Annotated in this window: 25 protein-coding genes; 18 read left to right on the top strand and 7 right to left on the bottom strand. The window is 70.8% G+C overall.

Features of this window, described 5'->3' with window-relative positions; translation table 11 throughout:
- Positions 1-34: 34 nt before the first annotated feature.
- The 4 genes from AB0G47_RS06560 (at position 35) to AB0G47_RS06545 (ending at position 2,707) form a co-directional block, all read left to right on the top strand.
- A complete protein-coding gene (locus AB0G47_RS06560; protein WP_360764687.1) occupies positions 35-643 on the top strand; it encodes a dihydrofolate reductase family protein in 609 nt (202 codons plus the stop codon).
- A gap of 189 nt (positions 644-832) precedes the next feature.
- Positions 833-1,738, top strand: coding sequence for a DMT family transporter (locus AB0G47_RS06555; RefSeq protein ID WP_360764685.1), 906 nt, complete (start codon positions 833-835; stop codon positions 1,736-1,738).
- Positions 1,739-1,772: 34 nt separating this feature from the next.
- The gene (locus AB0G47_RS06550) at positions 1,773-2,195 is read left to right on the top strand and encodes a hypothetical protein (protein ID WP_360764683.1); all 423 of its coding nucleotides are present in this window, start codon (positions 1,773-1,775) and stop codon (positions 2,193-2,195) included.
- A gap of 89 nt (positions 2,196-2,284) precedes the next feature.
- A complete protein-coding gene (locus AB0G47_RS06545; protein ID WP_360764681.1) occupies positions 2,285-2,707 on the top strand; it encodes a ribonuclease in 423 nt (140 codons plus the stop codon).
- 13 nt (positions 2,708-2,720) lie between these two features.
- Here AB0G47_RS06545 and AB0G47_RS06540 read toward each other — a convergent pair whose 3' ends face one another.
- Positions 2,721-2,927, bottom strand: coding sequence for a hypothetical protein (locus AB0G47_RS06540; RefSeq protein WP_360764679.1), 207 nt, complete (start codon positions 2,925-2,927; stop codon positions 2,721-2,723).
- A gap of 158 nt (positions 2,928-3,085) precedes the next feature.
- On the opposite strand from AB0G47_RS06540, the gene AB0G47_RS06535 reads away from it, so the two are divergent.
- The 4 genes from AB0G47_RS06535 to AB0G47_RS06520 all read left to right on the top strand — a co-directional run bounded on the left by AB0G47_RS06535 (position 3,086) and on the right by AB0G47_RS06520 (position 7,487).
- Positions 3,086-4,330: a histidine kinase gene (locus AB0G47_RS06535; RefSeq protein ID WP_360764677.1), complete on the top strand. Its 1,245-nt coding sequence runs from the start codon at positions 3,086-3,088 to the stop codon at positions 4,328-4,330.
- Positions 4,331-4,492: 162 nt separating this feature from the next.
- A complete protein-coding gene (locus AB0G47_RS06530; RefSeq protein ID WP_360764675.1) occupies positions 4,493-5,566 on the top strand; it encodes a hypothetical protein in 1,074 nt (357 codons plus the stop codon).
- Positions 5,563-6,777: a hypothetical protein gene (locus tag AB0G47_RS06525; protein WP_360764674.1), complete on the top strand. Its 1,215-nt coding sequence runs from the start codon at positions 5,563-5,565 to the stop codon at positions 6,775-6,777. The genes AB0G47_RS06530 and AB0G47_RS06525 overlap by 4 nt, the downstream gene beginning before the upstream one ends.
- Positions 6,778-6,815: 38 nt before the next feature.
- Positions 6,816-7,487 carry a response regulator transcription factor gene (locus AB0G47_RS06520; protein WP_360764672.1) on the top strand — a complete coding sequence of 224 codons (672 nt, stop codon included), beginning with the start codon at positions 6,816-6,818 and terminating at the stop codon, positions 7,485-7,487.
- 92 nt (positions 7,488-7,579) lie between these two features.
- Here AB0G47_RS06520 and AB0G47_RS06515 read toward each other — a convergent pair whose 3' ends face one another.
- The gene (locus AB0G47_RS06515) at positions 7,580-8,584 is read right to left on the bottom strand and encodes a Gfo/Idh/MocA family oxidoreductase (RefSeq protein WP_360764670.1); all 1,005 of its coding nucleotides are present in this window, start codon (positions 8,582-8,584) and stop codon (positions 7,580-7,582) included.
- A gap of 224 nt (positions 8,585-8,808) precedes the next feature.
- Between AB0G47_RS06515 and AB0G47_RS06510 the strand changes: the two genes are divergently transcribed.
- The 9 genes from AB0G47_RS06510 (at position 8,809) to AB0G47_RS06470 (ending at position 17,942) form a co-directional block, all read left to right on the top strand.
- Positions 8,809-9,606, top strand: coding sequence for an SAM-dependent methyltransferase (locus AB0G47_RS06510; RefSeq protein WP_360764668.1), 798 nt, complete (start codon positions 8,809-8,811; stop codon positions 9,604-9,606).
- 142 nt (positions 9,607-9,748) lie between these two features.
- Positions 9,749-10,498: a GntR family transcriptional regulator gene (locus tag AB0G47_RS06505; RefSeq protein WP_360765141.1), complete on the top strand. Its 750-nt coding sequence runs from the start codon at positions 9,749-9,751 to the stop codon at positions 10,496-10,498.
- Between the two features lie 119 nt (positions 10,499-10,617).
- Positions 10,618-11,628 (top strand): sugar ABC transporter substrate-binding protein, encoded by a 1,011-nt coding sequence (locus tag AB0G47_RS06500; RefSeq protein ID WP_360764666.1) that lies wholly within the window; start codon positions 10,618-10,620, stop codon positions 11,626-11,628.
- Between the two features lie 95 nt (positions 11,629-11,723).
- Positions 11,724-12,737: a sugar ABC transporter substrate-binding protein gene (locus AB0G47_RS06495; protein ID WP_360764665.1), complete on the top strand. Its 1,014-nt coding sequence runs from the start codon at positions 11,724-11,726 to the stop codon at positions 12,735-12,737.
- Complete coding sequence (locus tag AB0G47_RS06490) at positions 12,734-13,795, top strand: ABC transporter permease (RefSeq protein ID WP_360764663.1); 1,062 nt, start codon at positions 12,734-12,736, stop codon at positions 13,793-13,795. Before AB0G47_RS06495 ends, AB0G47_RS06490 begins: the two co-directional genes overlap by 4 nt.
- An 8-nt stretch (positions 13,796-13,803) precedes the next feature.
- A complete protein-coding gene (locus tag AB0G47_RS06485) occupies positions 13,804-14,616 on the top strand; it encodes an ATP-binding cassette domain-containing protein (protein ID WP_360765138.1) in 813 nt (270 codons plus the stop codon).
- 227 nt (positions 14,617-14,843) lie between these two features.
- Positions 14,844-16,001 (top strand): ROK family glucokinase, encoded by a 1,158-nt coding sequence (locus tag AB0G47_RS06480; protein WP_360764661.1) that lies wholly within the window; start codon positions 14,844-14,846, stop codon positions 15,999-16,001.
- Between the two features lie 4 nt (positions 16,002-16,005).
- Positions 16,006-16,617: a sugar kinase gene (locus tag AB0G47_RS06475; protein ID WP_360764659.1), complete on the top strand. Its 612-nt coding sequence runs from the start codon at positions 16,006-16,008 to the stop codon at positions 16,615-16,617.
- Between the two features lie 44 nt (positions 16,618-16,661).
- Positions 16,662-17,942, top strand: a complete 1,281-nt coding sequence (locus AB0G47_RS06470) for a sulfite oxidase (protein WP_360764657.1) — start codon at positions 16,662-16,664, stop codon at positions 17,940-17,942.
- A gap of 30 nt (positions 17,943-17,972) precedes the next feature.
- Here the strand turns inward: AB0G47_RS06470 and AB0G47_RS06465 are convergent, their stop codons facing one another.
- The 5 genes from AB0G47_RS06465 to AB0G47_RS06445 all read right to left on the bottom strand — a co-directional run bounded on the left by AB0G47_RS06465 (position 17,973) and on the right by AB0G47_RS06445 (position 22,089).
- The gene (locus tag AB0G47_RS06465) at positions 17,973-18,932 is read right to left on the bottom strand and encodes an ornithine cyclodeaminase family protein (protein WP_360764655.1); all 960 of its coding nucleotides are present in this window, start codon (positions 18,930-18,932) and stop codon (positions 17,973-17,975) included.
- Between the two features lie 39 nt (positions 18,933-18,971).
- Positions 18,972-19,793: an HAD-IIA family hydrolase gene (locus AB0G47_RS06460; RefSeq protein ID WP_360764654.1), complete on the bottom strand. Its 822-nt coding sequence runs from the start codon at positions 19,791-19,793 to the stop codon at positions 18,972-18,974.
- A gap of 98 nt (positions 19,794-19,891) precedes the next feature.
- Positions 19,892-20,590 (bottom strand): hypothetical protein, encoded by a 699-nt coding sequence (locus AB0G47_RS06455; RefSeq protein ID WP_360764652.1) that lies wholly within the window; start codon positions 20,588-20,590, stop codon positions 19,892-19,894.
- Between the two features lie 135 nt (positions 20,591-20,725).
- Positions 20,726-21,001: a hypothetical protein gene (locus tag AB0G47_RS06450; protein WP_360764650.1), complete on the bottom strand. Its 276-nt coding sequence runs from the start codon at positions 20,999-21,001 to the stop codon at positions 20,726-20,728.
- A 2-nt stretch (positions 21,002-21,003) separates the two neighbouring features.
- On the bottom strand, positions 21,004-22,089 hold the full coding sequence (locus tag AB0G47_RS06445; protein WP_360764649.1) for a hypothetical protein: 1,086 nt from the start codon (positions 22,087-22,089) through the stop codon (positions 21,004-21,006).
- A 603-nt stretch (positions 22,090-22,692) separates the two neighbouring features.
- Between AB0G47_RS06445 and AB0G47_RS06440 the strand changes: the two genes are divergently transcribed.
- Positions 22,693-22,902, top strand: coding sequence for a DUF6243 family protein (locus AB0G47_RS06440; protein WP_360764646.1), 210 nt, complete (start codon positions 22,693-22,695; stop codon positions 22,900-22,902).
- The last annotated feature ends 84 nt before the right edge of the window (positions 22,903-22,986 follow it).

The following is a 22,986-nucleotide window of genomic DNA, read 5'->3' as shown; positions in this document are numbered from 1 at the left end:
AGAGGCGGCACGCACCCATAAGAGAGGCCTCGCCATGAAGCTCACGCTCACCCAGTTCCAGACCCTCGACGGCGTCATCCAGGCGCCCGGCGGCCCGGAGGAGGACCGCGTCGGCGGCTTCGAACACGGCGGCTGGTCGGTGCCCTTCGGCGACGACGACTTCGGCCGGTTCATCAACGGCGTCTTCGACCGCGCCGACGCCTTCCTGCTCGGGCGGCGTACGTACGACATCTTCGCCTCGTACTGGCCCAAGATGACCGACCCGGCCGACCCGGTCGCCTCCCGGCTCAACACGCTGCCCAAGTACGTGGCCACCACCACGCTCACCGGCAGCGACTGGGAGAACACCCACCTCATCGGGCGCGAGGACATCGCCAAGGACGTCGCCCTCCTCAAGGAGCAGCCGGGCCGCGAGCTCCAACTGCACGGCAGCGCGGGCCTCGCGCAGTCCCTCCTCGCGCACGACCTGATCGACACGATCCACCTGCTGACGTTCCCTGTGACCCTCGGCACCGGTAAGCGCCTCTTCGTAGAGGGCGGCTTGCCCACCTCGTTCAGGACGACTGCGTCGAGCGTGACTTCGACGGGCGTCGTCATCAGCACGTACGAGCGCGCGGGGCGTCCTGAGTACGGCACCTACTAGGCGTTGGCGGCGCCCGAAGGGGCGCGGGGCTGTGACATGTGCGGCTCCGCCGCGTGGGCGCGACCAGCCACGACGGACCCGCAGACGAGTACCGCTCTTCCCGCGGAGCGCTCCTCCGGATACGGTGATCGACCCACGTGAGAGCCACCGAAGTCTCCACACCGCCGCATCCGTTGGAGACCGCTCCCCGTGTCGACGCTCGCCGCGCCCGCCGCGCCCACCGCGCGCCCCGCCTGGTTCACCGATCTGCCCGTTCTGCTGGTGGCCGTCGTCTGGGGCGCCAGCTACCTCGCGGCGAAGGGCATCACGACCACGCACACCGTCATCGCCGTCCTGGTGCTGCGCTTCGGCATCGTGCTTCCGGCGCTCGTGGCGGCGGGATGGCGGGGGCTGCGCGCGCTGACGGCGCCGCAGTGGCGCGGCGCGGGGACGCTCGGGCTGATCCTGGGCGGAATCTTCCTCCTGGAGACCTACGGAGTCGTCCACACCTCGGCGACCAACGCGGGCCTCATCATCAGCCTCACCATGATCTTCACCCCGCTCGCCGAGGCCGCGGTGACCCGGAAGCGGCCGCCGCGCGCCTTCCTCGCGGCGGCGGGACTCTCCGTACTCGGCGTGGTCCTGCTGACCCAGGGCGGCGGCTTCACGCGGCCCTCGCTGGGCGACGGCCTGATCCTGCTGGCGGCGCTCGCCCGCACGCTGCACGTCCTGGCGATGTCACGCATCAAGGCCGTCCAGGATGCCGACTCGCTCTCCCTCACCACCGTCCAACTCGGCTCAGCCGTGGCCGTGTTCGCGGTGCTCGCCGGCGCGGGCACGGGGGAGAGCCCGTGGTCCGTCGCCGCGGACTTCGGCGTACGCGAGTGGGCGGGGCTGCTCTTCCTCTCCGTGTTCTGCACGCTCTTCGCCTTCTTCGTACAGATGTGGGCGGTGCGCAGGACCTCTCCCTCGCGCGTGAGCCTGCTGCTCGGCACGGAGCCGCTGTGGGCGGCCGCGGTCGGGATCGCGGTGGGCGGCGAACGGCTGGGTGTGGTGGGTCTGGTGGGAGGTGTGCTGGTTCTGGTGGGGACCAGCTGGGGGCGTCGGGCGCGGTGATACGTTCCGTGGTCGATCAAGGAGGGGGAGGCTCATGAACGAGTACTTCGAGCAGCGGTTCGCGGCGAGCGCGGAGAAGCGCCGTAACTGGGGCGGCGTGCTGCTGTTCCTGGCGGGCGTCATCTGGGTCGTGCTCGCGTACCAGCTGATGGTGCCGTTCGGCGACGGGGACGACGACTATCCCAGCAGCCGCAAGTGCTCGTCGGTGCTCTTCTACGAGGGGGACGCCCCGACCTGGGCGGAGGGCGAGACGCGGGACGACTGCCGCGCCCAGCGCCGTTGGCCCGAGATGCTGGCCTGGCTGGGACTGTCCGTGCCGCTCTCGGTCGGCGGCGCCGTGCTCTACACCAGCGGGTCCACCAGCCTTCGGATGCGTGAGTACATGGCGGAGCACCGCATCGCCGCCGCGAAGAAGGACGCAGCCGCCAAGAAGGACGCCGCCGCGAAGAAGGACTGACGAACCGTGGGCGGCGCACGGTTAACTCCCGGAAAATTCACCGCACTTGAAGTTGACACGACAACCTCTACGCGCGTCACACTGGACCCATGCGAATCCCCCCACGAATCGTCAGCGTCACAGCCCTCGCCGCCGCCCTGCTCGTCGGCGGCCCTGTCGCCGTCTCCGCGAACGCGGCGCCGGCATCGGCCCCGGCCCCCACGTCGGCGTCGTACTCCATCACCGCCGTCGGCGACATCTGCTACTCCGCCCTGCCCTCCCAGGCGCACGACACCCTCGACCTGATCGAGGCGGGCGGCCCCTACCCGTATCCGCAGGACGGCACGGTCTTCCAGAACAGGGAAGGCATCCTGCCCTCGCAGAGCTCCGGCTACTACCACGAGTACACGGTCAAGACCCCTGGCTCACCGGACCGCGGCGCGCGCCGCATCGTGACCGGTGAGGAGAACCAGGAGGACTACTACACGGCGGACCACTACGAGTCCTTCGACCTGGTGGACTACGCCTGCTGACCGCGAAGGCCCTCTAGCGCCCCTTCCGGCTCCCCGCGGCCGCGAACAGCGCGAACGCCAGCGCGATGAGCGTGACGCCCGCGTAGATCTCGTATCCGTCGAGGAACCCGATCCGCCGCACGATGCCCCAGCCGTCGAACCGGCCGGTCAGCTCGTGCACCAGGGCGGCCACGCCCTGGATCAGGAGAAGGACGCCGAAGACCTCAAGTACCTGCTTCATACCGAAGAGCCTCGCCCCGTGGACTCCCCACGCACATCGGCCACGGGGCGAGGCTTCTTCCCGCCCGCTCCGCCGAAAGTCTCGACCCGTGCGACTTTCGTAGCCGATCACGTCCGATGGGCGTCCGGCGCCCGCCGCGGTGCGTAGATTTATCGACCATGAGCGGCAATGAACCCACGCGGTATCCCTTGGCCAGAAGTCCATGGGCGCTGCCGTCGGCCATCGCCGCGGAGCTCGACCCGGACGGTCGCGCGGGGCGCAGGCACAAGCGGACCGTGCGCGACTGGCTGGTCGACTTCGCCTGCTTCTTCGTGGCCGTCTTCATCGGCCTGCTGGGCGCGGATTCGGTCTCAGGGAACCCGGAGCTCTCCGAGGGCGCCGCCGCGCTCGACCAGCTGGTCGGCGCGCTCGCCTGCGCCGCGGTCTGGCTGCGCAGACGCTGGCCGCTCGGCCTCGCCATCGCCATGGTGCCGGTCAGCGTGGTCTCCGAATCGGCGGGCGGCGCGGCCGTGGTGGCCCTGTTCACGCTGGCGGTGCACCGACCCTTCCGGTACGTCGCCTGGGTGGGCGGGATCTCGATCGCCCTCGTGCCGTTGTTCTACTTGGTGCGGCCCGATCCCGATCTTCCGTACGTGGTCTCCGCCCTGCTCGGCGTCCTGCTCAGCGCCTCCGTCATCGGCTGGGGCATGTTCGTGCGCTCCCGCAGGCAGCTGCTGCTCAGCCTGCGCGACAGTGCCATCCGTGCCGAGAACGAGGCCGCGCTCCGTGCCGAACAGGCCCAGCGTCTGGCCCGCGAGGACATCGCCCGCGAGATGCACGACGTCCTGGCCCACCGCCTCACCCTGCTCAGCGTGCACGCCGGCGCCCTGGAGTTCCGCCCCGACGCACCCCGTGCGGAGATCGCCCGCGCCGCCGGAGTCATCCGGGAGAGCTCGCACGAGGCGCTGCAGGATCTACGTCAGGTCATCGGCGTGCTGCGCGGCGGCGATGGCGAGGCATCGGGCCGCCCGCAGCCGACCCTCGCCGCCCTGGACACGCTGGTCGCCGAGTCGCGCGACGCGGGCATGAAGGTCGCGCTCGACCAGCGGGTCGGCGATGCCGCGGAGGTGCCCGCCGCGATCGGCCGCACCGCGTACCGCATCGCCCAGGAAGCCCTGACCAACGCCCGCAAGCACGCCCCCGGCGCCGAGGTGACCGTCGCCGTCTCGGGGCGGCCCAGCGAGGGCCTGGCCATCGTCGTACGCAACCCGCCGCCACCCGGCGACGTGCCGCACGTTCCCGGCTCGGGCCAGGGCCTGATCGGCCTCACCGAACGGGCCACGCTCGCGGGCGGGCGCCTGGAGCACGGCACGTCGGCGGACGGCGGCTTCGAGGTCAACGCCTGGCTGCCGTGGGCCCCGTGACGGAGCCTGCGCCTCCGCCTGGATACGATCAGCGGCCACATCGGGCGAGGCGAGGCGGATGACGCGGTGACGGGGGAGATACGGGCGGGGCGGTTTCGCCGCGCACGAGGAGCGGCGCGGGGGCTCATACGCACACGGCGCCGGGCGGCTGTCACGGGCGCCGTGGTGCTTGCGCTGGCCGCGGGGCTCGGCACGTGGGCGTTCCAGGGGCCTTTGGACGTCAAGGACCGCTACTGCTGGGGTGGTTGGGAAGAGGACAGCGGTCCCGGCATCCTCGGCGACGACGGTTTCGCGGGCGAGGACGGACGCAGCCGTACGTCGAAGGGGGCGGCGCCCACTGCGGGGAAGCCGGCGGGCACGTGCACCCTGGCCGTGCGCTCAAGACACACTTTCTCCGACGGCGACACGGGCGTCCAGGACACCACGGTCACGGTGACCTACGGCCGGGCGCCCAAGGGGGCGCAGGACCGCCTGGAGTGGCTGGTCGGTTACCTCGGTGACGGTGCGATGCCGCTGCCGGACGGACTGCCCGGCGCCGTCGACGCCGACCGCGGCCTCCTTGTGCTGCCGAAGCGGTGCGACACGCGCGACGGGCGGCCGGTCGCGGTCACCCTCGACGCGCGGGAGCGCTCGGAGCCGGACGAGGCGCTGCCGAGGACGGTGGACCTGGGCGGCTCGCGCACCGTCGCCGAACTTCTGGTGGCGGCAGCCAACCAGGGCATGGAGAAGGCGGGTTGCGCCCCGGCGGAGCCGCTGCGCGTCACCTCGCCCCTGCTCGCGCTGCCGGAGAAGCGGGAGACCTTCTACTCCGACCCCGCATGCCGCATCAAGGGCCTCGACCTCGACCTGGGTGACGACGCGGAATCCGACACGGAATACCAAGTCGGCCCGGTCACCCGCGACATGCAGTCCTGCTCGGTACGGATCGGCCGCGACGACGCGCAGTTCCTCGACGCCCTGATGGTCGCCCAGCCCCGGGTCGACGCCCTCATCGCCGACGTGACGGGCGAGCGGCCGCCCGCGCGCGGCTGGCGCGGCAAGGGCGTCCTGGGCGAGGGCCACCAGGTCGTACGGGCCCAGTGCGCGGGGCGTCCGACGACGTTCCTGATGCTGGGCTCCCCGCAGCGGGAGGCGACGGACCACTTCGCGGCGTTCAGCAACGCGGTGGCGCAGCGCCTCGGGTGCCCGGCGGTGGCACCGACGACGTCGAGTGAAGCCGGGGGGACCCACGGATGACCGGGAACGAAGAGACCGCAGCGACCGCAGCGACCGCAGAGACCGCAGAGACCGCAGTGACCGACGAGACCAACGAGACGGCGGGTGCGACGGTCGGCGTGCCCCCGAATGACGACGCGCCGCCCCGCCCCTGGTGGCACTGGCGCCGCCTCACGCGCGGCCGGCTGCGGCCCGCGATCGCCGCCGCCGTCGCGGGAGCGCTGCTCGGCGGTGCGGGGGTGGCCTGGCAGGCGCAGGCGGGCCCCTTCGAGGAGGCAGCGGCGTGCTGGGGCGCGCTCAGCGAGGACGACGTGGCGGACCTGTTCGGCGGCAAGCGGGACATCGAGGCGTCCGACGTGCCCGTCACCTCGGACCACATCTTCTCCGAGGGCCCCTCCGGGCTGTGCCGGCTGAAGTCGCCGCGCGGCCGCCGCGTCACGGCCCAGGTGCATGAACTCGACACCCGGTTCGGCGGTTCGGGCGACAAGTGGGCCGACGAGTATCTCTCCGCGCGGATGACCCCGCTCGGCGGCGGACTCCTGGGCATGGCCTCCGACACGCGCGCGTGGCTCGCGGTTCCGGAGGGCTGCGTCGGCAGGCCGGCGGAGGGCCACGGCCCGCTGGTGATCGACATCGAGGCCGGCTGGACCGTCTACGACGAAGAGGTCGACACCGGCGAACGCGCCCGCCTCACCACCGCCGTGGTCAGGCTCGTCAACGGCTACCTGGCCGAACAGGGCTGCCGGGGCAAGGTCGACGACCCGGCGGACCGGCTGCCCGGTCCTGCCCGCTTCCAGGACGAGAAGCCCGACGCGGTCTGCGGCATCAAGGGGCTGCACATGCGGGGCATGCGGGACGTCGACAAGTACAAGCCGCCGCTGGTGACCAAGGGCGAAGGCCCCGTACGGACCTGCGACCGCGACGTGGTCTTCGGTCACCCCGCACTGCGGCTCATGACGGTCGAGGACCCGCGCATCGCCGAGCTGTACCGGCAGCTGAAGTTCGACGGCGGCGACAACGTCAAGGCGGTGGGCGACGGCTCGGGTTCGGGCTTCCTGCGGGACGACTTCGGGTTCTTCCAGGCCGAGTGCCAGACGGGCGACGTCACCTTCCTCATCCGCGCCGAGGACACGGACCGCGCCGCCGACATCCGTACGCTGCTGCCCCGCTACGTGGCCGCGGAGTCGGCACGCGTCGGCTGCGGCCCTCTTCGGATCAAGCTGCCCGCATGACGCCGGGCTCCGCTCTTCTACCTGGTTACGGTGGTCGCATGAACCCCATCAAGCTGCTGCTCGTCGACGACGACCCACTGGTCCGTGCGGGCCTGTCGTTCATGCTCGGCGGCGCGGACGACATCGAGATCGTGGGTGAGGCGGGCGACGGCACGGAGGTCGCGGGACTCGTCGCCGAACGGCGTCCCGACGTCGTCCTGATGGACATCCGCATGCCCACGATGGACGGCCTCGCGGCGACGGAGGCGTTGCGCAGACGCCCCGACGCCCCCGAGGTGATCGTCCTGACCACCTTCCACGCGGACGAGCAGGTGCTGCGGGCCCTGCGGGCGGGCGCCGCGGGGTTCGTCCTGAAGGACACCGCGCCCGCCGAGATCGTCGAGGCGGTGCGTGCGGTGGCGGCGGGGGAGCCGGTGCTCTCGCCCTCGGTGACCCAGCAGTTGATCACTCGGGTGACCGGGGACGACCCCCAACAGGGGCGCAGGGAGCGGGCGTTGGGTCGGCTTGCGCTCCTTGGTGAGCGGGAGCGGGAGGTGGCGGTCGCGGTGGGGCGAGGGGCGTCCAACGCGGAGATCGCGGCGGAGCTGTTCCTGAGCGTGGCCACGGTGAAGGCGCATGTCTCCCGGATCCTGACGAAGCTGGACCTCAACAATCGTGTTCAGGTTGCGCTGTTGGCGCATGACGCGGGGCTGTTGGACGGGGTGGAGTAGCCCCGGCCGGGGGAAAATTCAGCCCGTCCGGCGTTTGAGGACGAACTCGGCGAAGCCGGTGATCGACGGTGCGCAATCACCGGGCGGAGCTGTCAGCCCCCTTCGACCTCCGTCAAGCGAACCACCCGCCCCGACCGCCGGGACGTCTCGCACGCCTCCGCAATCCGCAGCGCGGCCAGCGCCTCGCGGCCGTCGCAGGGGTTCGCCCGCTCGCCGCGTACGACCTCGACGAACGCGGCGAGCTCCGCCTCGTACGCGGGCGCGAATCGCTCGAGGAACCCCGGCCAGGGCTTCTCGGGCGGCGGCGGGCCCGCCGGTTCCACCGACGACAGGGGAGTGCGGTCGTCGAAGCCGACGACGATCTGGTCGTTCTCGCCCGCAAGTTCCATGCGTACGTCGTAGCCCGCGCCGTTGCACCGCGTCGCGGTGGCCGTGGCGAGCGTGCCGTCGTCGAGGGTGAGGACCGCCGCGGCCGTGTCGACGTCGTCCGCCTCGCGGAACATCGCGGGCCCCGCGTCGGACCCGGTCGCGTACACCTGTGTCACCTCACGGCCCGTCACCCAGCGCAGCATGTCGAAGTCGTGGACCAGGCAGTCCCGGTAGAGCCCGCCGGACAGCGGCAGATACGCGGCCGGCGGCGGCGCCGGGTCGGCGGTGATCGCGCGGACGGTGTGCAGCCGCCCGAGCCGCCCCGCGCGCACGGCATCGCGCGCCGCCAGGTACCCCGCGTCGAAGCGCCGCTGGAAGCCCAGTTGGAGCACAGTCCCCGCGGACTCGACCTCCCGCAGTGCGGAGAGCGTGCCCGGCAGGTCGAGGGCGATGGGCTTCTCGCAGAAGACGGGGAGGCCGGCCCGGGCCGCCCTGCCGATCAGCTCGGCGTGCGCGGAGGTCGCCGCGGTGATCACCACCGCGTCCACGCCCCCGGTGAAGAGCTCGTCCACCGACGCGGCGGCCGTCGCCCCGATGCGGGAGGCGAGGTCGGCCGCGCGCTCGGCGTCCACGTCGGCAACGACCAGTGCCGCCACGTCCGGGTGCCGCCGCAGAGCCGCGGAGTGAAATGTGCCGATACGGCCCGTTCCGATGAGTCCGATGCGCATGGACCCACCCTCGCCAGGCCCAGAGGTCCTGTCAATCCTTTGTCCGGACAAAGGGTCGTCAGAAATGGGGTTCCGCTTCCCCGGGCCGTCATCTGTTCCGATGTCGGCGACATGATCGGGGCTCCGAACTACGGTGTACAGCAGCGTTGTTCGGCCGAATCGCGTGACCGATTGCCTGATCCATTGCCTGATCTATGGCCTGATCTATTGAGAGAAGCACTGTCATGAGCAGCGAACCAGCAGACATCCACAAGATAGACACGTCCCTGCCGCACAGCGCGCGCGTCTGGAACTACTGGCTTGGCGGCAAGGATCACTACGCGTCCGACCAGATGGCCGGTGATGCCTACAAGGAGAAGTTCCCGCTGATCGTCCCGATGGCCCGGGAGTCCCGCGACGTACTGCGTCGCTCGGTGACCTGGATGGCGCGGGAAGGCGTCAAGCAGTTCCTCGACGTGGGCGCCGGGCTGCCCACGGCCAACAACACCCACGAGATCGCCCAGCGGGTCGCGCCGGACAGCCGGGTGGTCTACGTGGATCACGACCCGATCGTCCTCATGCACGTGGACACGCTTCTCAGGAGCTCGCCTGAAGGCGCTACGGACTATGTCCTCGCGGACATGCGTGACACCGACACGATCCTTCAAGGCGCCGCGAAAACGCTGGACATGTCCCAGCCCATCGGTCTCGTGATCAACGACGTATTAGGCCACATCTCCCCGTGGGAGGACGTCCTGACGTTGGTGCGCGGTCTGGTGTCGGGCCTTCCTTCCGGCAGCTATGCCTCGCTGACGCACTCCGACGCCGACGACGAACTGCATCGCAGTGTGCAGGAGGAGTACAACAACTCCGGCGCGATCCCCTACATCCTGCGCAGTCCGGAGCAGACGGTCTCCCTCTTCGACGGCCTTGAGCTCGTCGATCCCGGGTTCGTCCCCTGGCCGAAGTGGAAGCCGGACTCGGACATGCCGGGCTCGCTGACCATCCGGGCCGGATGGGTCGGTGTCGCGCGGGTGCCGTGACGCCGCCCGCGGTGAAGTGCGCGGGCCGGGGCCGAGCCGTTGTCCGCGCCGGGTTTGTCCGGACAACAGAACTTCAGAACTTCCCGTCATCATTCCCTGGGGCTACGCTCGGCCCGTGCCCAAATCTGCCGCCAAACCAGCCGTGGACCCGACGGTCTCCCTGCAGCTCGGCGTCGACCGCAGCAGCCCGGTCCCGCTGTACTTCCAGCTGTCCCAGCAGCTGGAGGCGGCGATCGAGCGCGGCGCCCTCACCCCGGGCAGCCTGCTCGGCAACGAGATAGAACTCGCCGGACGCCTCGGTCTGTCCCGGCCGACCGTCCGCCAGGCCATCCAGTCGCTCGTCGACAAGGGGCTGCTCGTACGGCGCAGAGGCGTCGGCACCCAGGTCGTGCACAGCCAGGTCAAGCGCCCGCTGGAGCTCAGCAGCCTCTACGACGACCTGGAAGCGGCCGGTCAGCGGCCCGAGACCCGCGTCCTGCTCAACACCGTCGAGCCCGCGTCCGCCGAGGTCGCGGCCGCCCTCGGCATCGCGGAGGGCGACGAGGTGCACCTGGTCGAGCGGCTCCGGCTCGCCCACGGGGAGCCCATGGCGTACCTGCGCAATCACCTCCCGGCCGGGCTGCTCGCGCTCGACACCGACCGGCTCGAGGCCACCGGCCTGTACCGCCTGATGCGGGCCGCCGGCATCACCCTGCACAGCGCGCGCCAGTCGGTCGGCGCCCGCGCAGCCACCGCGGAGGAGGGCGAGCGGCTCGTCGAGCCCGCGGGTGCCCCGCTGCTCACCATGGAGCGCACGACCTTCGACGACACGGGCCGCGCGGTCGAGTTCGGCTCGCACATCTACCGGGCCTCGCGCTACTCCTTCGAGTTCCAGCTCCTCGTACGGCCGTAGCGCCCGCTCACATCACCGTCGTAAGAATGTTCTGACAAATCCATTGACGGTGCCGCGCACCCACCGCTAGAACTCCCCCCAGCCGCATCGAGGCGGCCGGGAGAAGAGGTGGTCCTACCATGCGCACATCCCGTACGGCGACAGGTGTCGCGGCCTGCATCACGGTGATCGCCCTCGCGGCCGGATGCAGCAGCTCCGGCGGCAAGGACGACGAGGACACGTCGGGCGACGGCGGAGGCGGCGGCAAGGGCGTGAACACGCCCCGCCTCAAGATCGCGATGGTGACGCACTCCGGGGAGGGCGACACGTTCTGGGACATCGTGCAGAGCGGCGCCAAGCAGGCGGCCCGCAAGGACAACGTCGAGTTCCTCTACTCCAACGACAAAGAGGCCAAGGGCCAGGCCGAGCTGGTCCAGTCGGCGATCGACAAGAAGGTCGACGGCATCGTCGTGACCCTGGCCAAGCCCGAGGCGATGAAGACGGTCCTCGGCAAGGCCGAAGCCGCCGGGATACCCGTCGTCACCATCAACTCCGGCGGCGAGTTCTCCGCCGGCTTCGGCGCGCTCAGCCACATCGGGCAGGACGAGTCCGTGGCGGGCGAGGCCGTCGGCGACGAGCTGACCAAGGGCGGCAAGAAGAAGGTGCTCTGCGTCATCCACGAACAGGGCAACGTCTCGCTGGAGCAGCGCTGCGCGGGCGTCAAGAAGACCTTCAAGGGCTCGGTCGAGAACCTCAACGTCGAAGGCACCAACGCACCGGGCGCCCAGTCCTCCATCAGCGCGAAGCTGCAGGCCACCAAGGATATCGACGCGGTGGTCACGCTCGGCGCGCCCATCGCCGCGCTCTCGGTCAAGGCCAAGGAAGACGCCGGAGACGCAGCCAGCGAGGTGGAGGTCGCCACCTTCGACCTGAACGCCGAGGTGGTCAAGCGCCTCAAGGCCAAGGAGGTCGGCTTCGCCGTCGACCAGCAGCCCTACCTCCAGGGCTACCTCGCCATCGACGAACTGTGGCTCTACAAGACCAACGCGAACGTCATCGGCGGCGGCAAGCCCGTCCTCACCGGACCCGCGATCGTCACCGAGAAGGACGTGCCGAAGCTGGAGAAGTACACCGCCCGCGGTACCCGATGAGTACATGCGTGATCCGCGTGGTCGATACTTGGGCGGCTGGGGCCGGGGATCCGGACCGGCCTCACCGAGGAGCAGAGCAAGAAGGGCACGGCGTCGTGGCAAGGGTTCAGACAGGGGTACGTGCGGTGGGCGCCGTGCTGGTCGCGGTGCTCGGGGTATCCCTTGCGGGGTGCAGCAGCACCGGTGGCAAGCGCGCGGAAGACGCCCGCAAGGCAGCGGCGGCACAGGGGAAGGCGGCGGTGAACACGCCGCGCTGGACTTTCGGGATGGTGACCCACTCGGGCGACGGCGACACGTTCTGGGACATCGTGCAGAACGGCGCCGAGCAGGCGGCGGTCAAGGACAACATCAAGTTCCTGTACGCCCATGACGACGAGGCACAGCAGCAGGCCCAGCTCGTGGACTCCTACGTGGACAAGAAGGTCGACGGCATCATCGTGTCGCTGGCCAAGCCCGACGCGATGAAGGGCGCGCTGGCCCGCGCCAAGAAGGCCGGCATCCCGGTGATCACCGTGAACTCCGGCTCCGCGGAGTCCAAGGAGTTCGGCGCGCTCACGCACATCGGCCAGGACGAGACGATCGCGGGCGAGGCCGTCGGCGAGGAACTCAACAAGCGCGGCAAGAAGAAGGCGCTCTGCATCCTGCACGAGCAGGGCAACGTCGGCCACGAGCAGCGCTGCGACGGCGCGAAGAAGACCTTCGACGGCAAGCTGCAGAACCTGTACGTGACGGGCACGAACATGCCCGACGTGCAGTCGTCCATCGAGGCCAGGCTGCAGTCCGACAAGGACATCGACGCGGTCGTCACGCTCGGCGCGCCGTTCGCGGACGCCGCGGTGAAGGCCAAGGACGGCGCGGGCAGCAAGGCGGAGATCGACACCTTCGACCTGAACGAGAAGGTCGCCGCCGGCCTCAAGTCCGGCACCCTCGGCTTCGCCGTCGACCAGCAGCCCTACCTCCAGGGCTACGAGGCCGTCGACCTGCTGTGGCTTTACAAGTACAACGCCGACGTCCTCGGCGGCGGCAAGCCGGTCCTGACCGGACCGCAGATCATCACCAAGGACCAGGCCGCCGAGCTGGAGGACTACGCGAAGCGAGGGACCCGATGACAGCGACAGCACCCGCGCCCGCTCCGTCCCCGGACACCAGGACGGACGAGCGCCTCCTGAAGACCTCGCCGCTGAAGAAGCTGATGGGCCGCCCCGAGCTCGGCTCGGTCGTCGGCGCCGTCGCCGTCTTCGTCTTCTTCTCCTTCGTGGCCGACAGCTTCCTCCAGGCCACGAGCCTCGCCACGGTCCTGTACGCGGCGTCCACGCTCGGCATCATGGCGGTGCCGGTCGCGCTGCTCATGATCGGCGGCGAGTTCGACCTGTCGGCGGGCGTCCTGGTGACGACGTCCGCGCTGGTCTCGTCGATGTTCAGCTACCAGATGACGGCGAACGTCTGGGTGGGCGTGGGCGTCTCGCTCCTCACCACCCTGGCCATCGGCGTCTTCAACGGCGTGATGCTGACCCGCACGGACCCGCCGAGCTTCATCATCACGCTCGGTACGTTCCTGATGCTGACCGGCATGAACCTCGGCTTCACCAAGCTGATCAGCGGCACGGTCTCCACGAAGTCGATCGCCGACATGGAAGGCTTCTCCTCCGCGAAATCCCTCTTCGCCTCGACATTCACCATCGGCGGCGTCGACTTCAAGGTCACCATCCTGTGGTGGCTCGGCCTGGTCGCCGTCGCCAGCTGGATCCTGCTGCGCACCCGCGTCGGCAACTGGATCTTCGCGGTGGGCGGCGGCGAGGAAGCGGCCCGCGCGGTCGGCGTCCCGGTCGCCAAGACCAAGATCGGCCTCTACATGGGCGTCGCGTTCGGCGCCTGGATCTCCGGCCAGCACCTGCTCTTCTCGTACGACACCGTGCAGTCCGGCGAGGGCGTCGGCAACGAACTGATCTACATCGTCGCGGCCGTCATCGGCGGCTGTCTGATCACCGGCGGCTACGGCTCCGCGGTCGGCGCGGCGGTCGGCGCCCTGATCTTCGGCATGGTCAGCAAGGGCATCGTCTTCGCCGAGTGGAACTCCGACTGGTTCAAGTTCTTCCTCGGCGTGATGCTGCTCCTGGCCACCCTGCTCAACCACTGGGTCCGCAAGCGGGCGGAGGCGACGAAGTGACCACGGACATGACGAAGGCCGACGAGGTGCCGACGCCGGAGCCGGGGCGCACGCCGCTCGTCGAGCTCGACGACGTATCCAAGTACTACGGCAACATCCGCGCCCTCGAAGGCGTCTCCCTGGAGGTGCACGCGGGGGAGATCTCCTGCGTCCTCGGCGACAACGGCGCAGGCAAGTCCACCCTCATCAAGATCATCGCGGGCCTGCACAAGCACGACGCGGGCACCTTCCGCATCGAGGGCGAGGAGGCCAGCCTCGGCTCGCCCCGCGAGTCCCTGGACCTGGGCATCGCCACGGTCTACCAGGACCTGGCGGTCGTCCCCCTCATGCCGGTCTGGCGGAACTTCTTCCTCGGCTCGGAGCCGACGAAGGGCGCGGGCCCCTTCCGCCGCATGGACGTCGACTTCATGCGCGAGACGACCCGCGCGGAGCTGCTGCGCATGGGCATCGACCTGCGCGACGTCGACCAGCCCATCGGCACCCTCTCGGGCGGCGAGCGCCAGTGCGTGGCGATCGCGCGCGCCGTCTACTTCGGCGCGAAGGTCCTGGTCCTCGACGAACCGACGGCGGCGCTCGGCGTCAAGCAGTCGGGCGTCGTCCTGAAGTACGTCGCCGCCGCGCGGGACGCGGGCCTCGGCGTGGTCTTGATCACCCACAACCCGCACCACGCGTACCTGGTCGGCAACCGTTTCATCCTCCTGAAGCGCGGCACGATGTTCGGCAGCTACGCGAGGGACGAGGTCACCCTGGATGAGCTGACCCGCCAGATGGCGGGCGGCTCAGAGCTGGACGACCTCCGTCACGAACTAGAGGGACGCTGACGCAAGCGCGCCGTCAGGGGCGCGGGGAGGCCGTGGGCCGGGCCCCGAAGGGGCGCGGGGAACTGCGCGCTCAGCCCAAGAAAAGCCGCAGACGCGTCTGCCGAGTGTCGAGCAGACGCGTCTGCGGCCTTTTCGTGGCTGGCCGCGCAGTTCCCCGCGCCCCTTCGGGGCGCACCCCCCCGGGTCTGTTGTGCGCGCCCCCGCGAGCGTGAGGCAGAATCCAGGCAATGAGCACCTACCGCGACCTCGCGCACCGCGGCTCCGCACGAGCCACCGTCCTGCGGACCGTGGGCACGCGTGAACGCCGATCGCATCTGACGGCGCCCCGCGTGCCCACCGTCGGCATCGACATCGGCGGCACGAAGGTGATGGCGGGCGTCGTCGACGCCGACGGCAACATCCTGGAGACGCTCCGCACGGAGACCCCGGACAAGTCCAAGAGCCCCAAGGTCGTCGAGGACACCATCGTCGAGCTGGTCCTCGACCTCTCCGACCGGCACGACGTGCACGCGGTCGGCATCGGCGCGGCCGGCTGGGTGGACGCGGATCGCAACCGCGTCCTGTTCGCCCCGCACCTGTCCTGGCGCAACGAACCCCTGCGCGACCGCATCTCGGGCCGCCTTGCCGTGCCCGTCATGGTGGACAACGACGCGAACACGGCCGCGTGGGCCGAGTGGCGCTTCGGAGCGGGCCGCGGCGAGGACCACCTCGTCATGATCACGCTGGGCACCGGCATCGGCGGCGCGATCCTGGAGGACGGCGCCGTCAAGCGCGGCAAGTTCGGCGTGGCCGGCGAGTTCGGCCATATGCAGGTCGTCCCCGGCGGCCACCGCTGCCCCTGCGGCAACCGCGGCTGCTGGGAGCAGTACAGCTCCGGGAACGCGCTGGTCAGGGAGGCCCGGGAGCTCGCCGCTGCCGACTCCCCGGTGGCGTACGGCCTGATCGAACGGGTCAAGGGCAACATCCCCGACATCTCGGGCCCGCTGATCACCGAGCTGGCCCGCGAGGGCGACGCGATGTGCGTCGAGCTGCTCCAGGACATCGGCCAGTGGCTCGGCGTGGGCATCGCGAACCTCGCCGCTGCCCTCGACCCCTCCTGCTTCGTCATCGGCGGCGGTGTCAGCGCCGCCGACGACCTCCTCATCGGCCCGGCCCGCGACGCCTTCCGCCGCCACCTCACCGGGCGCGGCTACCGCCCCGAGGCCCGCATCGCCCGCGCCCAGCTCGGCCCCGAGGCGGGCATGGTGGGCGCCGCCGACCTGGCCCGTCTGGTCGCCCGCCGCTTCCGCCGCGCCAACCGCCGCCGCGTGGAGCGCTACGAACGCTATGAGCGGTACGCCGAAGCGCGCCGCTCCAACAACCGCACCTCTCAGGGAACCCAGTAAGCAGATGACCGTGCCCCGCCAGCCCTCGTCCCCGGACTCTCCGGACTCATCGGATTCCCCGGACTCCCCGGACGAGGGCAAGCGTCCCCCTGAGGACCGCCGCCACATGATCCGCCGCCGCTGGCTGACGGCGACGATCATCGTTCTGCTCATCGGCGTACCCGCCGGCTATCTGGTGATCTCCGCCAACCAGAGCCGCAACAGCGGGCGCGACAAGGAGGCCAAGTACTCCGCGACGGGCCTCACGGCGGGCTGGCCCTCCAAGGTGCAGCGCCGCCTGTACGACGTGCCGATCCCGCCGTACTCCAGGGAAGTCGCGTACTACGAGACGAACAACTGGCGCACCAGCCGCCTGTACGCCCAGTTCCTGACGAGCAACAAGGGCCTGAACAAGTTCCTCAAGCAGATCGGCACGAGCACCGCCGACCTGGAGAAGAACGACATCACGATCAGCAAGCGCGACCGCAAGGTCGTCGGCTGGGAGTTCACGGACCCGGGCCCCTGGTACGGCCTCACCCACGAACAGAAGGACCCGATCCCGACACTGGACGTCGTGGTGAACCGCGCCAACCCGGACCACCCGATGGTGTACGTGGTGTCGACGACAACTCCGTAACTGGCGCGTTTCACCGGTGAGTTGCCCAAGGGGTGGCTCGTACGATGACGCCCATGATCTCCAACGGGCTCTCCGAAGAGGCGTACGACGGACGTCGAAGGGCCCAGTGGCTCGCGGGGGAGGCCCGCGCGGCCGGGGTGGCGCGCAGGGACATGCTGCGGCTGCTCGCGGCGGCGGGCGGGGCGACGGCGCTGGCGTCGGCAGGCCCGCGGGCGGTGGCCGCTTCGCGCCCACCGGGCGCCGCACCGGGGATCGTGAAACCACTCCCCGCGGACCGCTTCACGATCCGGGGCACGAACGCGGAGACAAAGTTCGAGTCACTGGCGGAGACGGGCCTGTGCACCCCCGCCTCCCACTTCTTCGTACGCAACCACACCTCGACTCCGCGGCTGGACGCGAAGACCTGGAAGCTGAAGATCTGGGGCGACGGACTGCGGGGCGGGCCAAGGGAGTTCACCCTCTCCGACCTCAAGCGCCTCCCTTCGGTGTCACGCACCGCCTTCGTCGAATGCGCGGGCAACGCCCGCAGCTTCTTCGCCACACAACAGGGCAACCCCGTCTCCGGCACCCCGTGGACCCTGGGCGCGATCGGCAACGCCCGCTGGCGCGGCGTACGCCTCTCCGAAGTCCTGCGCCTGGCCGGCGTGTCACGCCACGCGGTGGACGTGCTGCCGCGAGGCCTGGACGCCGACTACGTCACGGACGACGGCACGAACCTGGGCAGGGTCCGCCGCCCCCTTCCCCTCTCCAAGGCGATGGACGACGTGATCCTGGCCTACGAGATGAACGACGCCCCGCTCCCGCCGGACCACGGCCACCCGGTCCGGCTCCTCGTCCCTTCCTGGGTGGGCATCGCCTCGATCAAATGGCTGGGCGACATCGAGGTCTCCACAACTCCCCTCTACTCACCCTGGAACACGGACTTCTACCGCCTGTTCGGCGATGCGTACCCGGACGAGGGCAGCGCCCCCTTGACCCGCCAGACCCTCAAATCCGCCTTCGAACTCCCCTGGAACGCAAGCCTCCCGGCAGCCGCAACCCACCGCCTCACCGGCCGCTCCTGGTCGGCGTCCGGCGCCATCACCCGGGTCGACATCAGCACGGACGGGGGCGCCACCTGGCACCCCGCCCACCTCAACGACAAGCCCCACCAGCCGAGTTGGACCCGCTGGACCACACGGTGGCACCCCACGGCCCCCGGCCCGACCGCCCTCCTGGCCCGCGCGACGGACACGACCGGGCGCACCCAGCCGGAGGCGACGGTGCACAACACGCAGGGGTATCTGTTCGATGCGGTGGTGCGGCATGCGGTGCGGGTGGTGTGAGACGGCGCGGGCCGCTCGTGTGGCCGCGCCCTAACCGGCGGACGAACCGAGGGCGGCCCACCCCTCGTACACACTCACCGCCACCCCCAGGTCCTCCCATGCCATCCCCGCCGACTTGAACAGCCGGGGCCGGTCGCCGGGGATCGTGAACTCGCCCCGTACCAGTTCGCTCAGCGTCCGCAGCCAGGCCACGTCGAAGGCGCCCGACTCGATCGCCAGGACGATGTCCCCGCACTCCCGCAGGGCCACGCCGCGGGACTCCGCCACCACCGAACCGCGGGCCAGGAGGGCCTCGTCGACCTCGCGGGCGTCCGGTTCGTGTGCGCCGACCGCCGCCACCGTCGCGTGGTCCGCGAGCAGGGTGCTGTCGAAGAGGGGGGTGCGCGCCGTCGTGCAGCAGCAGATCACGTCGGCCGACGCGACGTCCGCCGCGGTGGCGGCCGCCGCCGAGAGGCCCGCGGCGCGGCAGCGTTCGACGAAGGCCGTCACCCGCTCAGGGGTCCGCGCGACCACGTCGACATGCTCCAGGGCGGGCCGCACCGCCCGGACCGCCTCCACGTGCCCCCAGGCCTGCGGGCCGGTCCCGAAGACGAGCAGGCGGCGCGCTTCCGGCACCGCCAAGTACTTGATCGCGGCGCCCGATACGGCGGGCGTCCGCAGGGACGTCAGGGCGATGCCGTCCATCAGGGCGCGCGGCGTGTGCGTCACGCCGTCCAGGAGCGCGTACATGCCCTGGATACGGGGCAGTTCGCGGGCCGCGTTGGAAGGGGTGACCGTGGCGATCTTCACGCCGGTGTACGCGGTGGTGGCCGACGGCATCAGGAGGAGTTGCCCGCCGGGGATGTCGACCACGCCTCGGGGCGGTTCCGCCTCCGGGTCCAGGTCCGTCTTCAGGACGGCCTCCACCGCCCCGATCGCCGTGGACATGGGGACGAGCCGGGACATCGTCTCGGCGTCGATGTACGGCGGCGGAACGGTTCCGGACGGCATGGGCGGTTCCTTTCGGGGAGCGGTGCGGTGCGGTGTGGCTCAGTGGGAGGTCGAGGCCAGGCGTTCGAGGAAGTCGGGGAGTGCGGCGAAGGAGTCGAGCACGTGGTCCGGTGTGCCGGAGGCCGAACGGTGGGTCTCCGGAAGGTACTTGCCGGTCTTGACGAGTACGCCGGTGACGCCGCCGCGCTGGGCTGCGAGCACGTCGAACTCGATGTCGTCGCCGATCATGAGCGTCGCGGACGGCTCGGCGCCCAGGTGGGCGAGCGCGGCGGCGAAGAAGGCATCGGACGGTTTGCCTGTGATGGTCGCCTCGACCCGGGCGGCCCGTTCGAGACCGAGGAGGAAGGCGCCGGTGTCGAGGTCGAGGCCGTCGGCGGTGCGCCAGTAGAGGTTGCGGTGCATGGCCACGAGGTGCGCTCCCCGTTGCAGGTGACGGAAGACGCGGTTGAGGGCCGCGTAGCCGAACTCGTCGCCCGCGCCGCCGACCACCACGACGTCCACGTCCACGTCGACGTCCGCTTCGGACTCGTCGACCAGTGTCACGCCCGTCAGGTCGTCCCGGATGTCACCGGCGTTGAGCAGCAGGCAGCGCGCGCCCGGATGGTGCTCACGCAGGTAGGCGGCCGTGACGGCGGGGGCCGTGAGGATGTCGTCGACCGTGACGGGGAACCCCGCCTCCGCGAGGCGCGCGGAGATCGAGGCGCGGGTGCGCGAGGTCGTGTTGGTGACCAGAGCGAGCGGGATCCCCGCGGCGCGCAGCCGCTCCATGGCCGCGACGGCGCCTGGGAGCGGCTCCCAGGACACCGTGAGCACTCCGTCGATGTCGATGAGGACTGCGCCGATTCCGCCGACTTGCTCCATAGGACGACCGTACTCCGTAGATCACCTCGCCCCACCGGCGAAACCGGCGCCGCCACAACGGGGCTCCGCCCACTGCGGACGAGCCCCCGTTCGTCCGCTCAGCCGAACCGCAGGATGCGCGGGGCGAAGGTGCCCTCGGGACCGTCGGCGCGGCCGACCGACCACACCGTCTCCGTGCCCGGCACCGGCGCGAGCCGCAGCGCCCAGGATTCACCCTCCCCGGCCACCGCCGGTTCGCCGTACTCGGTGAACGATTCTCCGTTCCAGGCGAAGAAGTCCGGCCCGGGGACGAACGGCGGCCAGCTGCCGGGCGGGCCGTACTTCTGCGAGCGGGCCACCGAGACCCAGCCCAGCGCGCCGGACGTGGTGGGCGCCAGTGAGCTGATCGAGCCGAAGTCGGTGGGCACGGTCACCCGGTTCCACGCCTGTCCGTCGAAGCGGACCAGCAAGGGCGGAATCGGCTTGCCTACCGGGCCGCCGACGAAGCCGGCCGTGCCGCCCGCCCACACCTCCGTCGGCGAGACCGCCAGCACACTGCTCACGCCCGAGCGCGGGAACCCGCTCACGATCGTCTGCCGCCACTCCTGCCCGTTCCAGTGCGAGACGGCCGCACCCGCTTCGGTGGCGCCCGCGGCCCAGACGTCGTCGGACCTCAGGATGTGCAGGCCGTACACGGATCCCGGCGGCACCGGCACGTCCCGCCAGCCGCGCCCGTCCCGGCGCAGCAGTACCTGCGCGCCGTCCCGCGAACCGATCAGCCAGGTCTCACCGCCGCCGGTGACGACTCTGGTCAGCACGACACCGCGCGGCGGCCGGTTCTCGGACCACGCTTTGCCGTCGTGGCGGAGCAGGCGGGCGCCGCCCGCCGAGTCGCGGCCGACCGCCCAGACCGCGGTCGGTGAGGTCGCGGCGACGGACAGCAGCTCTCCCTGCTAGCCCACCCCGGGCAGACTCTGGCGCTGCCACGCGGTTCCGTCCCAGCGCAGCACCAGCGGGAAGCCCGGCGCCTCGCGCCCGACGGCGTCGGCACCCACCGCCCACGCCCGGTCGGGACCGAACGCCACGGCCTCGTTGAGGCCGGCCTGTGGGCGTACCTGGGCCGGGACCGGAACGTGTTGCCAGGACGGGGCTTGTGCCGCGGCCGAGGACATGACGGCCACGACGGTCAGGGCGACGGCGAGAGCCGCGACGAGAAGTCTGCGTGCCATGGTCAGCCTCCCAGCCGCTCGCTCATCAGGTTCGGTTTCGAGCCGTAGATCTCGACGGTCCCGAAGGACAGCAGTGCGGAACCGGCCTTCGCCAGCGCACGCGGCTTGACGTCGATCGCGTCTCTGCGCTCCGGTCCGTACGAGAACGTGGTGCGGGAGCCGACCCGTGCGTACTTCGACTGGAACGCGCGGTCGCTGCGCACCGGAAGCCACAGAGCGCCGTCCGGGCCGCGGACCATGGCCTCGGTGTAGGTGTCACCCAGCGGTGGGTAACTGGTGCGCCAGGCATGCCCGTTGAAGGTCATCAGGTAGGTGCGGGACACGCCGTCGGTGTACTGGCTGCCGCCGATCGTGACCCGGCCGGACGGTTCGGGCAGGATCGTGTGCACGTTGCTGTTCGGCGGCAGTGCCACCTTCGCTTCCCGCCACGCCGTGCCGTCCCAGCGCAGGACGGTGGTCCCGGCCCCGGTGCTGGTGTCCGCCCAGGCCCAGGCGTCGGTGGCCGTGCGCGCGTTGATCCCCATCACGTACAGCACGCCGTCCGGCGTTGGCTGTGTGGTCCAGCCGGAGCCGTCGTAGTGCAACACCTTCAGGCCGGTGTCGTCCTCACCGACCACCCAGGCGGCGCCCGGTACCGCGGTGAAGTCCTGGTAGACCGACAGGGTCTGCGGCAGCGGGAGGGCACTCCAGCCCCCTGTCGCCGACCGGCGCAGGATCTCGCCCACCCCGCCGCGGTTGTGGAAGACCCACACCTCATCGCCGACGAACTGCACCTTGCCGAGCCAGCCCGGCTCACCGGCGCCGGGGAAGGCGGTGTCCCGGCTCCACGCCGTGCCGTCCCACCGGTACAACATCGGCCGCAGCCCATCGGCGGCGTGCTCGTACCCGGTCGCCCACGCCTCGCCGGGACCGCGGGCGGCGAGATCCTTCACGGTCACCGGCGGGGCCGCCGCCGGCACCGGCAGCGCCGACCAGCTCGGATTCGCATCAGCGGCAGCGGCAGGTGTCGCCGTCACGGCCGCGGCCGGCGACACCATCGCGGCACACGCGAGCACAAGGCAGACAAGGACCGCACGGAGACCGTTCACGAGACCTCCCCAGGACGCACGCGAAGGGCGCACAGCATATTGGCATGCTCACGCCTGCGACCAGGCGGCATCCGGCCGACAGCGGTTCCTTGTGGAGCGCCGGACAGTCACATCTGTCCGTATGGCCATCGATTGAGGCTCTGTGGGTGCTCTGTTCACCCCTCGCTTTGGTGTCAGCGAATTCTCGGCGGAGCCCTTCTCGGTCGCCCGGCCGTCCGTGCCGGTGTTCTTGCCGACGTCCTCGCTCGCACTGCTCTTGGCGTTGTCGGTGGCGGAGTCCCCGCCGCCGCAGGCGGTCAGACCGCCCAGGGCGAGGTGGCGGTGGCGGCGGCCAGGGCGGCGGGGCGGATGCGGGAAGAACACTGCGGGCGCGCTTCTGATCCGGCTCGTGGAACGCCCTGCCGCGCGGCTGCTCGACGCCGGCCCGGCGAAAAGCGTGGTGTGCGGGACCGACGGAACCGGGTAACGTCTTGCCTCATGTTCTTCCAGACGCTGATTTACGAGTGAGAGCGTGATGGGCCCCTGCTGACGTCCCCCGACGTCGCCGCGCCCGTCCCCCACCGATGAATCCGTAGGTCCCTTCACATCATTCCGGGAGAACCCGTGAGCAAGAACATCAACAACCCCGTGGGCATGGGCGGCGGCCAGCGCAAGAAGCTGTCCCGCGCCGAACGGCAGAACAACGGTCCGCACCGCAACCTCGACCGCAAGGGCGCCGCCGACCAGAAGGCGGAGCTGGTGCGCAAGATGCGCGAGAAGGTGGCCGCGGCCGAGGGCGCCGGGCAGCCGGGCGACGACACCGAACAGAGCTGACGCACCGCCGCCGCAGGGCGGCACCGCACGGGGCAGGGCCCGGACCGCGACGCGCGGTCCGGGCCCTGCTGCCCTTGTCGGGCG

Source organism: Streptomyces sp. NPDC021622 (genome assembly GCF_040640795.1).
Classification (GTDB): domain Bacteria; phylum Actinomycetota; class Actinomycetes; order Streptomycetales; family Streptomycetaceae; genus Streptomyces.
The sequence above is the reverse complement of the archived record's forward strand: the minus strand, read 5'-3'. Positions and strand labels throughout refer to the sequence as shown.